This window comes from Lactobacillus intestinalis, from assembly GCF_024397795.1.
GTDB lineage: Bacteria > Bacillota > Bacilli > Lactobacillales > Lactobacillaceae > Lactobacillus > Lactobacillus intestinalis.
In genome coordinates this window covers 1,059,973-1,075,944 of record NZ_CP072983.1, presented here as the reverse complement: position 1 = coordinate 1,075,944, position 15,972 = coordinate 1,059,973, and the positions used below count along the sequence as shown (strand labels likewise).

Genomic DNA, 15,972 nt, shown 5'->3' with positions numbered 1-15,972 from the left:
GTAGGAAGGGATGCTCTATATGGGCATTTTTTTCATTGATTAAGGTACTCATTAATTAAAGTAAATAAGTATAAGAGAAAATGAATAAATTAGTGAAAACAGGTAGTAGAATAGTTACTCTTACATCTGCCATGTTAATAGGAATAAATTTAAGTTGTGAAGTAAAAGCGGATGCTACATTGACCGACACTACAAACAAGTCAAAAAACAGCAGCTTTGCTGATTTGAAAGATTATAATTTAGTATTTGATTCTGATAACAATGGCAAAATAACTGAGCTTGTAAATAAAACTTTGCAAAATGCCCAATCTTTATCTACAAAAGATAAAAGTAAAATTGTAAAGACTGAAGCTCTTAGGCAGAAGATTGTGTCTAAGAAAGAGAGTTTAAAAAAGACGATTCACTTAACTCACAATGCCTTTGTTTATAATAAGCAAGGAAAGGCTATTAGAAGTGGTCTTAATTTTAAGCTTCTTAAACGTGGCAAGACTTTTAAGAATGCAAAAATTGCCACTATTAAGGGCAATAATTTCTACCAAGTCGGCAAGAACGAATTTGTTAAGGTTGCTAATGCTAAGTTGACTACTAGTGCTGTTAATGTTAAGACTAGTGTAAAAGGCAACATCGCTCTGGTAAATTTAATAATCATTACGTAAACGGGAAGCATGTTTACAGCTTTAACGAAAAACTCACCATTAATGGCAAAACATACTACAAGATTGCTTGGACCAATAATTGGATTCCAGCAAGCAAGTTAAACTTAAGATAGTAATTTTAGATTTCAAATTTTAGTTTTAAAAGAAAATTTCTACCCTACGAAATGGAGTTTTCACTTGAGAAGGCTCCATTTTTGTATTTAGGATTAATCTTTACCATTTTGTAAATTTTGCATCTTTTTTCTTCCTATTTAAAATGCTATAATCATAATCAAAGCAATGATCAAGAGGTATCAACTTTATTAACAGAGAAAAGCCAGCTTGCTGAGAGGCCGAAAGTTGATTGGTAGCTTGATTCGCTGATTAGCTGAAAACAAGAGTAGGCTAATCCGGACACTTCAGCACCGTTATCGCGTTATTAAGAGAAGCAAAGTTTGCTTAATTAATAGGTGGTACCGCGGTTAGTAAATCGTCCTAGACAATATGTCTAGGACTTTTTTTATGGAGGAATTAAATGACAGATTTAGCACCTAAATACAACCCGAATGAGGTTGAAAAAGGCAGATATCAAGAATGGCTTGATGAAGATTTATTTAAGCCATCAGGTGACAAGAAAGCTCACCCTTATTCAATTGTTATCCCCCCACCAAACGTAACAGGGAAACTTCACTTGGGACATGCATGGGATACAGCAATTCAAGATACTTTGATTCGTTTTAAGCGAATGGAAGGTTACGACACTTTGTACCTACCTGGTATGGACCATGCCGGAATTGCTACCCAAGCTAAGGTTGAAGCAAAATTGCGTAAACAAGGTAAGGACCGTCATGAAATGGGTCGTGAAGCCTTTGTTAAGCAGGTATGGGATTGGAAAGATGAATATGCCAACATTATCAAGAGCCAATGGTCAAAGTTAGGCCTTTCACTTGATTACTCACGTGAAAGATTCACCCTTGATAAAGGTCTTTCAAAGGCAGTTAAGAAGGTTTTCGTTCAACTTTACAACGAAGGCTTGATTTACCGTGGCGAATACATTATCAACTGGGATCCAAAGCTTGAAACCGCTCTTAGTGATATCGAAGTTATTCACCAAGATGACAAGGGTGCCTTCTACCATATTAAGTATCCATTTGCAGATGGTTCAGGTTTTGTAGAAATTGCAACTACTCGTCCTGAAACTATGTTTGGTGATACTGCTGTTGCTGTTGCACCAGGAGATCCAAGATACAAGGATATGGTAGGTAAGGAATTAGTCTTGCCACTTGTTGGCCGTCATATTCCAATTATTGAAGACCAACACGTAGATCCAGAATTTGGTACTGGTTTAGTAAAGATTACCCCAGCTCATGATCCTAACGACTTCCAAGTTGGTAACCGTCATAATTTGAAGCGTATCAATGTGATGAATGATGATGGTACCATGAATGAAGAAGCTGGTAAGTATGCTGGTATGGATCGCTTTGAAGCACGGGATGCACTAGTTAAGGACCTTAAGGATGAAGGTTACTTAATCAAGATTGAACCACTTGTCCACTCAGTAGGTCACTCAGAACGTTCAGGTGTTCAAGTTGAACCTCGTCTTTCTAAGCAATGGTTTGTTAAGATGAAGCCACTTGCTGAAAAAGTTTTGGAAAACCAAAAATCTGAAGGTAAAGTTAACTTTGTTCCCGAAAGATTTGAACAAACTTTAAACCACTGGATGGAAAATGTTCACGACTGGGTAATTTCTCGTCAATTATGGTGGGGTCACCGTATTCCAGCTTGGTACAACAAGAAGACTGGCGAAATGTACGTTGGTGAAGAAGCTCCTAAGGATATTGAAAACTGGGAACAAGATCCAGATGTACTTGATACTTGGTTCTCAAGTGCTCTTTGGCCATTTTCAACTATGGGTTGGCCAGACACTGATAATCCAGACTTTAAGCGTTACTTCCCAACCAATGCTTTAGTTACTGGTTACGACATCATCTTCTTCTGGGTATCAAGAATGATCTTCCAAAGTCTTCACTTCACTAAGGAAAGACCATTTAAAGACGTTGTTTTGCACGGTTTAATTCGTGATGAACAAGGTAGAAAGATGTCTAAGTCACTTGGTAACGGTATCGATCCAATGGACGTCATCGACAAGTATGGTGCTGATGCCCTTAGATGGTTCTTGTTGAACGGTACTGCTCCTGGTCAAGATACTCGTTTTAGTTACACTAAGATGGATGCAGCTTGGAACTTCATTAACAAGATTTGGAACGCAAGCCGTTTCGTAATCATGAACTTACCAGAAGATGCTAAGCCTGCACATATGCCAGATACTTCTAAGTTTGACTTGTCAGATAAGTGGATTTTTGATCGTTTGAATCACACTGTGGAAGAAGTTACTCGCTTATTTGATGAATATCAATTTGGTGAAGCTGGAAGAGAAGCTTACAACTTTATTTGGAATGATTTCTGTGACTGGTACATTGAAATTTCAAAGGTTGCTTTAAATGGTGACGATGAAGAATTGAAGGCTAGAAAGCAAGAAAACTTGATTTGGATTCTTGATCAAATCTTGCGTTTGATGCACCCAATTATGCCATTTGTGACTGAAAAGTTATGGCTTTCAATGCCTCATGAAGGCAAGTCAATTATGACTGCATCATACCCAGTAACTCATAAGGAATTTGAAAATAAGGATGCCGATCAAGAAATGGACTTCTTGATTGAAGTCATCAAGGCAGTACGTAACATCCGTATGGAAGTTAATGCTCCAATGTCTTCAGAAATTGACATCATGATCAAGCTTGACGATCTTAACAACAAGCATATCTTGGACGAAAACGTTGAATACGTAGAAAACTTCTTGCATCCAAAGAAGCTTGAAGTTTCTGCCGACATCGAAGCTCCAAAGCTTGCTAAGACTGCCGTAATTCCTGGTGCACAAATCTTTGTTCCATTAACTGAATTAGTTAATGTTGATGAAGAACTTGCTAAAATGGAAAAAGAAGAAAAGCGTCTTGAAGGCGAAGTTGAAAGAGCTGAAAAGAAGCTTTCTAACCAAGGATTTGTTGCTCATGCTCCCGAAGCAGTAGTTAACAAAGAAAAAGAAAAGAAAGCTGATTATGAAAGTCAACTTGCGGGAGTTCGTGAAAGAATTAAGGAATTGAAGGAAAGCAAGTAATTTGAAATTTACTAATGCTCAAGATGTAATTTCTTATCTTTATTCTTTGCCCAATTTGCATGCAAAAAACGACTTAAGCTATATTAAGACTGTTTTAAAAGAATTAGGTAATCCGCAAAATAAAGTAAAGACAATTCATATCACAGGTACTAATGGTAAAGGGTCAACCTCATATTATTTAAGTAATCTTCTTAAAAAGGCTGGTCAACGGACTGGCCTTTTTGTCTCACCATATATCTACGAGTTCAATGAACGAATTCAATTAAATAATAAAAATATTAGTGATAAAGATTTGGTCCAAGTCGCTAATTTGGTTGAGAAAGCAATTGAAAAAATAAAAGAGCAAGATCCAAAGTTTTCATTAGTTACTTTTGAATATGAAGTTGCGATGGCTTTTGTCTATTTTTCCCTTAAAAATTGTGACTATGCAGTGATCGAAGTTGGTATTGGTGCAGAACATGATAAAACGAATGTAATTGTACCTGAAGTCAGTGTGATCACAACAATTGGCCTAGATCATGAAAAGATCATCGGACCGACTATTGAGGATATTGCGCAAGAAAAAAGTGGAATCATTAAGCAAAATCGGCCACTTGTTTTAGGGGATATCACTAAGCAAGTGTTGCCGATTGTTGAAGCAAAAGCTCATAAGTTGCATTCACCAATCTATTTATTGGGAAGAGACTTTACGGTTGAAAGTGATTCAAAGATTAAATGTCAAATTAATAAAAAGACTTATGTCCTTGATTTGAGACCCAAGGTTGAAAGTTATGATATTGCTGTAAGCTTGCAAGCATTTTTGCTCTTACATTTGGATTTATCAACTGAAAAAATCCAAGAGGCAATTGATTCCACTCGGATTCCTGGTCGTTATCACTTGCTTAGTCATGCCCCGATGGTTATTCTAGATGGGGCACATAATATTCAAGCTATGCAAAATTTACTTGAATTTGTGCATGCTCAAAAGAAGAAATTAAATGGAAAATTACGAGTTTTAATCACAATGATGAAAGATAAGGACATTGAAGAGGTCTTTTCATTGTTTGATCCGGATGATGAGATTGTTTTAACGACAATTCCATATCCTCGAGCTGCAAAACTAGCTGATTTTCCAAAAAATATTCGATCTAATTATCTCTATCAGGTTAACTGGCAGGATGCTTTTGATGAACTGCAAAACAAAAGCAAAAATAATGATATTTTGCTAGTTACAGGTTCATTCTATCTTGTTGGTGCGGTGTTAGAGATGGAGGGCATTGATGCAAGTCCAAGGAATTAAGGAAAATATTAAGGGCATAATTTTTGATTTAGATGGATTACTAGTTAATTCTGAAAAATTATATTGGCAAGCTAACATTGAAGCTGCAAAAGAATATCATTTAAATACCCCAGAAGATGCTTATTTAAAGCTTACTGGTGCGACAGAAAAAGAAATGCAGGAATTTTATCACAAGTATTTCAAAAGTATCCAGGATCGTGATCAGTTCATTAAGCGCACAGATGATTTGGTGTGGAAATGGACTGATAAAAGAAAGCTCAAATTACAAAAGGGAGTTCAAGAAGCTCTTGATAAGTTTCAAGAATTAAACTTGCCAATGGCGATTGCTTCAAGTAATTATGATGAAGTAGTCCAACATGCTTTGTGGGCGACAGGAATTAGAAATTATTTCAACTTTTATTTAAGCTATAAAGATGTTCAAAATGGACATATTAAAGCTAAGCCTGCACCGGATATCTATTTACTGGCTGCAAAGAAGTTAAGAATCTCACCAGATAAGCTTTTGATTTTTGAAGATTCATCAACGGGGGTTCAAGCAGCCAAAAATGCAGATATTAAGTGTGTAATGATTCCAGATTTAATTCCGCCTTCCGCTAAAGATAAACAGAATGCGACAATGATCTGTACGGATTTTTTTGATTTTTTGAAAAAGATTTAATCCTTTTTGACGTATTTAGTAATGAAAGGAGCGATTTTATGAAAATTGCGAATGATAATCATTACATGTTAAATACGGATACAGAATTATTGTCCCAGCTGTTAATAAATTTAGAAGAAACTGGAATTAATAGCTTTCAAAAATTAGATCAGAAGTTGCATGAATTAGAAATCAGTAGTTTTAATGATTTGCTTAATTATGCTTCTGGTCCAAATTGTGACAGTCAAGTTGCAATTATGCTTGAAGAAATTGTTGATCGAATTCGTTTGGCGGATTCAGATCGTAATTCAATCTTTACTTCAAGTATGGAAGTAGGAATATATTTAGCAAATAAACTTGCCGGGCATAAGCAAGAAGAATTTTGGGCTCTATATTTGGATAATGGCAATCATATTATTGCTGAAAAGAAGATTTTTCAAGGAACGCTAGATCGATCAATTGCCCATCCACGTGAAATTTTTCGTTGGGCCGTGATTTATAGTTGTTCAGGAATTTTTATTGCTCATAACCATCCTAGTGGTAAGTTGTTACCTTCTAACAATGATTTTAAATTGACAAATGAACTGAAAAAAGCTGCTGATTTTATGAAAATCGACCTTTTGGATCATTTCATTGTTGGAAAAGGACATTATTTGAGTATGAAAGAGAATGAATTGTTTTAAATTCATTAAAATTCCGATGAAAATCTGATTTAAGTTGAGTTTATGCTATAATTATTCAAGATTTAGAGACTGCAACATTAAGGAGAGATTTTCGTGTTTGGATTAGGTACAAAAAATATTGGTATCGACTTAGGTACAGCCAATACACTTGTGTTTATGGAAGGTAAAGGAATCGTATTAAGAGAACCTTCTGTAGTTGCAAAAAATACACAAACTGGTGACGTTATTGCCGTTGGTTCTGAAGCTAAGGAAATGATTGGTAGAACTCCAGGAACTATTGTGGCTATTCGTCCTATGAAAGATGGAGTTATTGCCGATTACGATACAACAGCAGCAATGCTTAAGTACTTTATGGAAAAGACTGTTGGTAATTCAAAGCCTTCAGTTATGATTTGTGTTCCTTCAGGTGTTACTGAAGTTGAAAAGCGTGCGGTTATTGATGCTGCCCGTGTTGCCGGTGCTCGTGAAGCATTTGTAATTGAAGAACCATTTGCTGCAGCTATTGGTGCTGGTCTTCCTGTAATGGATCCAACTGGTTCAATGGTTGTTGATATTGGTGGTGGTACTACTGATGTAGCTACTATTTCACTTGGTGGTATTGTTTCATCAACTTCAATTCGTCAAGCTGGAGACAAGTTTAATACCGCAATTATTAATTACGTTCACTCTAACTTTAATTTATTGATTGGTGAAAGAACTGCTGAAGATATTAAGATTCAAATCGGTTCTGCTTCTGTTGAAAAGGCTAAAGAAATTGAATCAATGAATATTCGTGGTCGTGATTTAGTTACTGGTCTTCCAAAATCAGTAGATGTTGAAGCAGAAGATGTAGCTCGTGCAATTCAAGATGTAGTTCAAGACATTATTGTCGCAATCAAGGAAACTTTAGAACAAACTTCTCCTGAAATTGCAGCCGATGTTATTGATCACGGTATTGTATTAACTGGTGGTGGTGCTCTTCTTAAGCACTTACCAGAAGTTATTTCTGAAGCAACTAAAGTCCCAGTATTTATTGCTCAAGATCCACTTGATTGTGTAGCAATTGGTACTGGTGAATCACTTAAGAATATTGAAGTAATGCGTAGAAGTCGCAAATAATTAAAAAGCCGGCTGTAGCCGGTTTTTCTATTAGGATCATTTCTGTATGAAGAAATTTCTGGAAAATAAAAAATTATTATCAGCATTTGTAATTGTAATTGTGATATTGTCGATATTGGGTGGGAGCGTTAGTTTGCGTAATAAGCGCAACACTCCTTTACTAATCCAAAGTTTCGGCAATGATGTAGTAGGGGTAGGTGCTAGAATTGTAGATATTCCTCTGGGATGGGTCTCAGGCGGCCTTAACAATGTTCATAGCATTCTTACTACCCAAAGTGAAAACGATCATTTAAAGAGCCAGGTTACTAATTTAGGTCAAACTAAGGCAAGAAACTCTACTTTAGAAGCAGAAAATAAACAACTTAGATCCGCTTTAAAACTTAAAGATACTTTAAGTGGATATAGCATGGTAGATGCTTCAGTTATTTCACGTTCATCTGACACTTGGTCAGATTTATTAGTGATTAATAAAGGATCTTCTGCTGGTATTCAAAAGAACATGGCTGTTATGTGTGGTGGTGGAGTTATCGGAAGAATTATTGAAGTCAATGCTGCTTCGTCTAAAGTAGAATTGATTACGACTACTGATAAATCCGCTAACCGCTTTTCAGTGCAAGCTACTGCTTCAAACGGTAAGAGCGTCCACGGAATTATTACTGTAGATTCTGATGGAAGTTTGGCCTTTACTCAAGTAGTTGATAGCCGCAAGTTGAAGCAAGGCACTAGAGTTTATACAAGTGGAATGGGCGGTAACTCTCCTAAAGGTTTACTCATTGGTACTGTTGCCACTACCACTCGTGATAGCTTTGGATTATCTGATTTGATTAAGATTAATCCTGCCGGTGAATTAAATGATCCTTCAGTCGTAACTGTAATTAGAAGAAAGGTGGCAAATTAATGCGCGTTTTTAGACAATGGATTTTGGCTATTGCGCTTTTTGTTGCCTTGGTATTAGATGGATCAATTGCGTTTTATCTGCATCAATTTATGACGTGGGGCGACTATGGCGCTTCAAGTTGGCTAATGCCGATTGGTGTAATGTTAATTGGGCTATTTGATGATGTTAATCCAAAAGAAATCTGGCTAGCATTGGGCGCAGGAATTGTGGCAGATATATATTCTTTAGGAATTATTGGTGTTTATACTGTGTTTTTGCCTTTAGCATGTTGGTCTTGTCAAAAAGTAGCTCGCTTTTTGCCTGAAATGTTTTGGTCAAGATTGATAGTTGTATTAATCGGAGTAAGTGCATTAGATGTTTACAGTTGGCTCGTGTTATCAATGGTAGGATTGATTTCAGTTTCAATTCATACTATGCTAATGAGTTTATTGCTCAATTTAGCTTGGTCAATTGTATTTACAGCTTTGACTTATGTAATCTGGGGTAATTTAGCCCAAGATTATCCATTTTTAGTAGATATGCAAGCATATCGTCAATAAAAAATGTCGCAGGGAAATTTCCTTGCGACATTTTTGTATTTAAAGCCATCCAGCTGAAACCATTGCTTCAACCGCTGAGGCAATAACAGCAGCTAAAGTAATTACAGCCATCAACCAGGCCATTACAATTGTTAATTTTTGAAAGCCGGATTTTTTCTTTTTCTTGCGAGCCATAAAATTCCTCCTAGTCTTGAAGAATATTTTATGCTTATTAGCGGTTTTTTTCAATTGAAGAAAAGGTTAAAATAGACTTCATGATGTAGATGGGGGATAAAAGTATATGCTCTGGATTTTTTTATTACCAATAATTGGACTAGGATTAGCTTTTTTGATTAATTTGATTTTTCCGCGGGCACAGTTTAGAGGATATGATGTTTTACCATTTTTCTTTATTGCCGCTTGTAATTTGATTACGATTCAACGAAATATTCCATCGTTTTTGCCTTATGGATTTTTAATTTATTTTATTTTAGCAATTATTGTTTCAGTGAAATCAGCTATTAAAAACAAAAATATCTCATTAGGACGAACTTTTAGAAAATTATGGAACTATTTAGCTGCTAGTACCGCGTTATGGTATTTAGGATTATTGGTTGTATTATTTATAGTTTAGAAAAAGGCATATTAGTGATTGTCAACTAATATGCTTTTTCATTTTGTAAGAAATTAATAAAAATGTGCCTTTTTTTAAGGATTGTGTGGTAGGAAGTGGGGATTTGTGGTAAATTAGTCTGAGGAAGGGGGCTAGACCATGTTCATGGGTGAGTATCACCACAATCTAGATAGCAAAGGTCGCCTAATTATACCAGCGAAATTTCGCAGTCAAATTGGAGAAAAGATGATACTTACTAGAGGAATGGAAGGTTGTATTTTTGGCTATACTGTGTCAGCATGGCAAAAAATAGAATCTAAATTAGCGCACCTTCCGTTGACTAAGAGAAATGTACGTAAATTTATGCGTATGTTTTACTCTGGTGCGATGGAAAGCGGGTTCGACAAGCAAGGGCGTGTGAATCTGACCACGACATTAAAAGAGCATGCCGGGCTTATAAAAGAATGTGTCATCATTGGAGTTTCTGATCGAATCGAAATTTGGTCAAAGGAACGTTGGAATATTTTTTCTGACGAAGCTATTGAAGACTATGATGACATCGCAGAAAATTTAGATGACATTGAACTATAATATATGGAATTTAAACACACCAGTGTACTCTTACACGAAACCATAGACAATTTAAAACCAAAAAACGATGGTCTTTATGTAGATGCAACTTTTGGCGGAGGCGGACACGCTAAATATTTGTTAAGTAAAATTGATTCCGGTACGTTGATCGGTTTTGATCAAGATGAATATGCAATAAAGTCGGCAGAGCAAAACTTTGCTGATTTATTGAAAGAAGATAGCAATCCAAGGTTAAAACTTGTACATGATAACTTCAGTCATTTGGAAAAGAACCTGGTAGATCTAGGCTACTCAGATGGAATTGATGGTATCTATTATGACTTAGGAGTATCTTCCCCTCAATTTGATCAAGCCGATCGCGGTTTTTCTTACCGTTTTAACGCCCGATTGGATATGAGAATGGATCAAAGTCAAGAACTTGATGCATATCAATTAGTTAATACGCTTAGTCAAAAAGAATTAGCGAATATTTTTTATAAATATGGTGGTGAGAAATTTTCTCGCCAAATTGCACGCCAAATAGTTGAAAAACGGAGAAAAAAGCCAATTGAGACCACGTTTGAATTAGTAGACGTGATTAAAGAAGCAATTCCCGCATTTGCACGAAGGACTGGAGGACACCCAGCAAAGAAGAGTTTCCAAGCATTAAGGGTGGCCGTGAATCATGAACTTGATGTCTTAGAAGAATCCCTGAAAGAAGCCATCAAGATTCTTCGACCAGGCGGTCGAATTAGCGTTATCACTTTCCAGTCTGATGAAGATAAAATCGTAAAAAAGATTTTTAAGAAATATTCAGAAGTTGAAGTGCCAAGAGGGATGCCAATAGTCCCAGATGACTTAAAGCCAACACTTCGTTTGGTAAATCGTAAGCCAATCACTGCTTCTTCTTCTGAATTAGAAAACAACAACCGCTCACACAGTGCAAAACTACGGGTTGCAGAAAAGATATAAAGAGGAAAGTGCAATGGCTGATAGCTCAGCAAGAAGAGTAGAATTCGAAACAAATAGAAAAACAGAGACTGAAAAAGCACAACAGGTTGGACTTGATGGTCGTCAAGTTCGCTGGACCGGATTAGAGAAAACTTTACTTATTCTAGGAAGCATCGTGACTCTTACCATGATGATTTTCTTAGTTTCTTCTAGTATTTCTGCAACCTCGGCTCAACATGAATTGACAGCCAATCAGCAATCTGTTACCAGACAGGAAAATAAGATTACTGACTTACGCCAAGAAATTGGCGAGTTAACCTCTAGTTCACGGCTTAATAAAGTGGCTCGTGAAAAAGGGTTAACTTTGATAGAAAAAAACATTAGGACAATCCGCTAATGAAAAAGAAAATTAGTAATTTAAAATTACAGAAATCCAAAGCCCACGGCTACCGCTTTACGGTGGGGAGAATTCTCCAAATAGTCGTGGCTTTGGTTTTTCTTGTATTTGTAGGTAGATTTTTATATATAGGCATATCAAAAACCGTTAATGGGCAAAATTTATCACAACGTACCCAGCAATTGTATAAGCGAAATCAAGTGTTAAAAGCAACCCGAGGTACCATTTATGATAAAAATGGTCTCGCGATTGCAGAAGATTCGCATTTATATACAATTTATGCAATTTTAGATAAGTCATCTATTAACTATAAAAACAAACCTGAATATGTAGTTAATAAAAAGAAGACAGCAGAAAAATTGGCTACAGTGTTACCAATGTCTGCTAAAACGATTTTAAAATATTTAAATCCAAAGCATAAAGCTTTCCAGGTACAATTTGGAGCGGGAGGAAGTGACTTAACTAAGAATCAACGCGACAAGATTGTTGCTATGAAGTTACCAGGGATCAAGTTCCTTGAAACACCTTCTCGTCTTTATCCAAATGGAAACTTTGCTTCTCATATTGTTGGACTTGCACAGCCTGAATACAATAAAAAAGATGGCTCACAGAGTTTAGTCGGAACTATGGGACTTGAAGCTTGGTATGATAATATTTTAAAGGGTCGGGATGGTTACCGGATTTCTTCTGTAGATGCTTCTGAAAATCAAATGCCAAATGGCAGTCAAACCTATAAGGCACCCAAAAATGGTGATGATTTATATTTGACGATTGATTCTCAACTTCAGACTTATCTTGAAGATAGATTGACATATGTTCAACAACAGTATGATCCAGTAAGCATGACAGCTGTCGTTGAAGATATGAAAACTGGGAAAATTTTAGCTGCTTCTCAAAGACCGACATTTAATCCTCAAACTAAGAAGGGATTATCTAAGTCTTACAGAAACATTTTGGTCCAAGATGCATATGAACCTGGATCAGTATTTAAAATTTTGACTTTAGCTGCTGCTGTAAATACTGGTACTTATCATCCGAATGAGTACTACAAGTCAGGGTCCGTCACGATTGGAAATGCTACCATTCACGACTGGAACAATAGCGGTTGGGGAACCATTCCTCTTTCTCAGGCCTTTCCACGTTCAAGTAACACTGGTTTTGTTCATATTGAACGAGATATGGGAAAGAAAAAATGGAAGAGTTATCTGAATAAATTCCATATTGGTCAAAAAACTGGGGTCACCTTACCAGGGGAACAAGCAGGATTTATATCTTTTGCTAGTCCAGTTGATCAAGCTGTAACTTCTTTTGGTCAGGGTGTAAATGTAAATGTTATGCAAATGATGCAAGCATTTAGTTCATTAGCTAATAATGGTCAAATGGTTAAGCCACAATTTGTTGATCGAGTTACTAACTCTGAAGGAGAGACCATCAAAGGCTATCAAATTCAAAAAGTAGGCACACCTATTTATTCTGAAACTACCCGAAAAGTTATTTTAGATAATATGAAGAAGGTACTTAATAAGCAAATTGGTACTGGGGCAGCTTATAAGATGCCGGGTGAAAGCATAGCTATTAAGACCGGTACTGCTCAAATTGCCAATCCTAAAGGGGGAGGATATTTAAAGGGTGATAGTAATTACATCTTTTCTGTAGTTGGGGTAACCCCGGCAAATAATCCACGGTACTGTGTATATTTGACGATGAAGCAACCCCGAAGAATGAGTAAGCCCGCAGAAAGAATCTTGGCTTCAATTTTTAAGCCAATCATGGGTCGAGTAATTACTTTATCAAAGAATGCTGATAATTCTTCAATAGCTGTTAAAACTCCTAACTTAAAAGACATGAGTTATGACGCAGCTGAAAAGAAGGCTCAAAGTCTAGGTTTGAATCTTGTTAAAATCGGATCAGGATCTAAGATTACTGATCAAGTTTTAACCAAGGGGCAAAAACAGGAGTCTGGCAGTAAAGTCTTCGTCCTTACCTCTGGTAAAATTACATGTCCAGATATGAAAGGATGGGGGATTGAAGATCTTCATCAATTCGCCAGTTTATCTGGTGTAAAAATTAATATCGATGGAAACGGTCGTGTGCAATCTCAGAGTGTAAAACCGGGAACCACGTTAACGGCTGGTACAAAAATAAATATCAATTTAAAGGAGTAGCTGTATGCTTAGTAGCATTATTGCATTAATTAGTTCATTAGTATTAACTGCTATATTTTTACCATGGTTGATTATCTTTATGCATTCTCACCATGAAGGTCAAGAAATTCGTGACGAGGGTCCAAAATGGCACCAGAAAAAGTCAGGAACTCCTACTATGGGAGGAACCATCTTTGTTTTAGCTGCGGTTGTTTCAACTTTATGGGTAACTATTTGGCAACACGATTTAACTAAAACAGTTTGGATTTTGATCATTAGTTTACTTGGATATGGGATTATCGGTTTTCTTGATGATGGAATTAAATTGTATTACAAACGCAATTTAGGATTGCGTGCATGGCAAAAATTATTATTACAAATCATCATTGCCGTAGTTATTGTATTAATTGCGGCAAGTGACGGTTTCAAATTTGGCTTGTACATTCCATTTGTGGGTGTAGTTGATAGCGTTGTCTTGTTTACAATCTTCATCATCTTCTGGCTTGTCGGCTTCTCTAATGCCGTAAACTTGTCAGATGGTCTTGATGGATTGGCAACAGGACTTTCTATTATTGCTTATGGTACTTATGCTTATCTTGCTTATAAGCAAAATAATTTGGCAATTCTTATCTTTTGTATGAGTGTAATTGGTGGTTTGATTACTTTCTTAATCTTTAACCATAAACCAGCTAAAATCTTTATGGGAGATGCTGGTTCACTTGCATTAGGTGGAGGACTTGCTGCTGTAAGTATTTTCCTTAACCGTCCATGGTCATTGCTTTTGATCGGAATTGTATTTGTTTGTGAAACTGCTAGTGTAATTTTACAAGTTATTTCTTTCCAAACTACCGGTAAGCGAATTTTCAAAATGACGCCAATTCACCATCACTTTGAAATGTTAGGCTGGTCAGAATGGAAAGTTGATATTGTCTTTTGGCTAGTTGGTTTAGTTGGTAGTATTTTGTATATAGTAATCTGGGGTTAAAAATAAACGATGAAACGGATCGATACTTATAAAGATAAAAATGTTTTGGTATTAGGATTAGGAAAAAGTGGTTTCGCAGTCAGTGAACTTCTTTTGAAACTAGGAGCAAATTTAACTCTTAATGATAAGGCTGATTTAGATAATAATGAAAAGGCCCAAGACTTAAAAGAAAAAGGTGTTCGCGTAATCGGAGGTCACCATCCAGTTGATTTATTAGAAAAGGAAAAATTCGATTACTTTGTAAAAAATCCCGGAATTCCTTATGAAAATCCGATGGTTAAAAAAGCAATGGAATTAAACATTCCAATTATTACTGAACCTGAAATTGCGCTCAGTGTTAGTGATGCTCCATATGTTTGTGTGACAGGTTCAAATGGTAAGACTACTACTGTTATGCTGACGCAAAGAATTTTAGACCATCATTTAGCTAAAAATGGCCATCATGCTTATGCTGTAGGTAATATTGGCGTTCCTATTTCAGAAGTTGTTACTAAGGCTACTAAGGATGACATTTTGGTTGTCGAAATTTCCAGTTTCCAACTATTAGGCGTAACTGATATTGATCCTAAAGTTGCTGCTATTGTTGACATTTATAATAATGTTCACCTTGATTACCATAAAACTTTTGAAAACTATGTAAATGCTAAATTAAACGTTACTCGTTTCCAAAAATCAGATGATTTCTTTATTGCTAACTATGATCAAAAAGATATTTTAGAAAAAGAAGTGGATCTTACTAAAGCTCAAATTCAAACTTTTTCTGAAAGTGATGATACTGCTGATTACTTTATCAAAGATGGATATCTTCAAAGTCAAGCTGAAAAGATCATGAAAACCAGTGATATGAAGCTTCCAGGTATCCATAATCAACAAAATGCTTTAGTTGCCATTGCTATTTCTAAAATTATGGGTGCTGATGATGACGACATTCGTGAAGTCCTTGAGACTTTCACTGGTGCTAAGCATCGTTTACAATATGTGATGACTCTTGATGGTAGAAAAGTTTACAATGACTCTAAATCAACTAACATTGAAGCAGCTACTGTAGCTATTCCATCATTCAATGAGCCAGAGGTTTTAATTGCTGGTGGACTTGATCGTGGCTTCACTTTCGATTCACTTGTTCCATTATTTAAAAAGCATTTGAAGGCTATTGTTTTATATGGTGAAACAAGATACTTGCTTGCAGATGCAGCTAGAAAAGGAGGTATTAAAGATATTGTAATTGAAAATACTTTGCAAGAAGCTGTGCCAAAGGCATATGAGTTAACTGATGAAGGCGATGTTTTATTATTTTCACCAGCTTGTGCTTCATGGGATCAATTTAGAACCTTTGAAGAACGTGGAGATTATTTTGTAAAATTTGTTAAGGAATTAAAGACTAAATAA

General features: G+C 36.1%; 16 protein-coding genes and 1 pseudogene. 16 read left to right on the top strand and 1 reads right to left on the bottom strand.

Annotation, left to right across the window (positions count from 1 at the left end; translation table 11 throughout):
- Positions 1-80: 80 nt before the first annotated feature.
- The 9 genes and pseudogenes from KBW87_RS04910 to mreD all read left to right on the top strand — a co-directional run bounded on the left by KBW87_RS04910 (position 81) and on the right by mreD (position 8,944).
- Complete coding sequence (locus KBW87_RS04910) at positions 81-656, top strand: SLAP domain-containing protein (RefSeq protein WP_057809648.1); 576 nt, start codon at positions 81-83, stop codon at positions 654-656.
- A 35-nt stretch (positions 657-691) separates the two neighbouring features.
- Positions 692-769: pseudogene (locus tag KBW87_RS04905) on the top strand (SLAP domain-containing protein); the annotation flags it as partial.
- 401 nt (positions 770-1,170) lie between these two features.
- Positions 1,171-3,810 carry a valine--tRNA ligase gene (locus tag KBW87_RS04900; protein WP_057809650.1) on the top strand — a complete coding sequence of 880 codons (2,640 nt, stop codon included), beginning with the start codon at positions 1,171-1,173 and terminating at the stop codon, positions 3,808-3,810.
- Position 3,811: 1 nt separating this feature from the next.
- Positions 3,812-5,089 carry a bifunctional folylpolyglutamate synthase/dihydrofolate synthase gene (locus KBW87_RS04895; protein WP_057809652.1) on the top strand — a complete coding sequence of 426 codons (1,278 nt, stop codon included), beginning with the start codon at positions 3,812-3,814 and terminating at the stop codon, positions 5,087-5,089.
- On the top strand, positions 5,070-5,747 hold the full coding sequence (locus tag KBW87_RS04890; RefSeq protein WP_057809654.1) for an HAD family hydrolase: 678 nt from the start codon (positions 5,070-5,072) through the stop codon (positions 5,745-5,747). The genes KBW87_RS04895 and KBW87_RS04890 overlap by 20 nt, the downstream gene beginning before the upstream one ends.
- 38 nt (positions 5,748-5,785) lie before the next feature.
- Positions 5,786-6,409, top strand: coding sequence for a JAB domain-containing protein (locus KBW87_RS04885; RefSeq protein WP_004044743.1), 624 nt, complete (start codon positions 5,786-5,788; stop codon positions 6,407-6,409).
- 93 nt (positions 6,410-6,502) lie between these two features.
- Positions 6,503-7,507, top strand: coding sequence for a rod shape-determining protein (locus KBW87_RS04880; protein WP_004044741.1), 1,005 nt, complete (start codon positions 6,503-6,505; stop codon positions 7,505-7,507).
- A gap of 46 nt (positions 7,508-7,553) precedes the next feature.
- Positions 7,554-8,405, top strand: coding sequence for a rod shape-determining protein MreC (gene mreC / locus KBW87_RS04875; protein ID WP_057809656.1), 852 nt, complete (start codon positions 7,554-7,556; stop codon positions 8,403-8,405).
- Entirely contained in the window at positions 8,405-8,944 is a 540-nt protein-coding gene (mreD, locus tag KBW87_RS04870; RefSeq protein WP_057809658.1) for a rod shape-determining protein MreD, read from the top strand. Before mreC ends, mreD begins: the two co-directional genes overlap by 1 nt.
- Before the next feature lie 39 nt (positions 8,945-8,983).
- Here mreD and KBW87_RS04865 read toward each other — a convergent pair whose 3' ends face one another.
- A complete protein-coding gene (locus KBW87_RS04865; RefSeq protein ID WP_083478845.1) occupies positions 8,984-9,118 on the bottom strand; it encodes a DUF4044 domain-containing protein in 135 nt (44 codons plus the stop codon).
- Between the two features lie 106 nt (positions 9,119-9,224).
- Here KBW87_RS04865 and KBW87_RS04860 point away from each other — a divergent pair, with 106 nt between their 5' ends.
- The 7 genes from KBW87_RS04860 (at position 9,225) to murD (ending at position 15,972) form a co-directional block, all read left to right on the top strand.
- Positions 9,225-9,557 (top strand): DUF3397 domain-containing protein, encoded by a 333-nt coding sequence (locus tag KBW87_RS04860; RefSeq protein WP_057809660.1) that lies wholly within the window; start codon positions 9,225-9,227, stop codon positions 9,555-9,557.
- 138 nt (positions 9,558-9,695) lie between these two features.
- Positions 9,696-10,127 carry a division/cell wall cluster transcriptional repressor MraZ gene (gene mraZ / locus KBW87_RS04855; protein WP_057809662.1) on the top strand — a complete coding sequence of 144 codons (432 nt, stop codon included), beginning with the start codon at positions 9,696-9,698 and terminating at the stop codon, positions 10,125-10,127.
- Positions 10,128-10,130: 3 nt separating this feature from the next.
- Complete coding sequence (gene rsmH, locus KBW87_RS04850; protein WP_057809664.1) at positions 10,131-11,078, top strand: 16S rRNA (cytosine(1402)-N(4))-methyltransferase RsmH; 948 nt, start codon at positions 10,131-10,133, stop codon at positions 11,076-11,078.
- Between the two features lie 13 nt (positions 11,079-11,091).
- Positions 11,092-11,454, top strand: coding sequence for a cell division protein FtsL (gene ftsL / locus KBW87_RS04845; RefSeq protein ID WP_057809666.1), 363 nt, complete (start codon positions 11,092-11,094; stop codon positions 11,452-11,454).
- The gene (locus tag KBW87_RS04840; RefSeq protein ID WP_057809669.1) at positions 11,454-13,619 is read left to right on the top strand and encodes a PASTA domain-containing penicillin-binding protein; all 2,166 of its coding nucleotides are present in this window, start codon (positions 11,454-11,456) and stop codon (positions 13,617-13,619) included. The genes ftsL and KBW87_RS04840 overlap by 1 nt, the downstream gene beginning before the upstream one ends.
- Positions 13,620-13,623: 4 nt before the next feature.
- On the top strand, positions 13,624-14,583 hold the full coding sequence (mraY, locus tag KBW87_RS04835; protein WP_057809670.1) for a phospho-N-acetylmuramoyl-pentapeptide-transferase: 960 nt from the start codon (positions 13,624-13,626) through the stop codon (positions 14,581-14,583).
- Positions 14,584-14,592: 9 nt separating this feature from the next.
- Positions 14,593-15,972 (top strand): UDP-N-acetylmuramoyl-L-alanine--D-glutamate ligase, encoded by a 1,380-nt coding sequence (gene murD / locus KBW87_RS04830; protein ID WP_057809672.1) that lies wholly within the window; start codon positions 14,593-14,595, stop codon positions 15,970-15,972.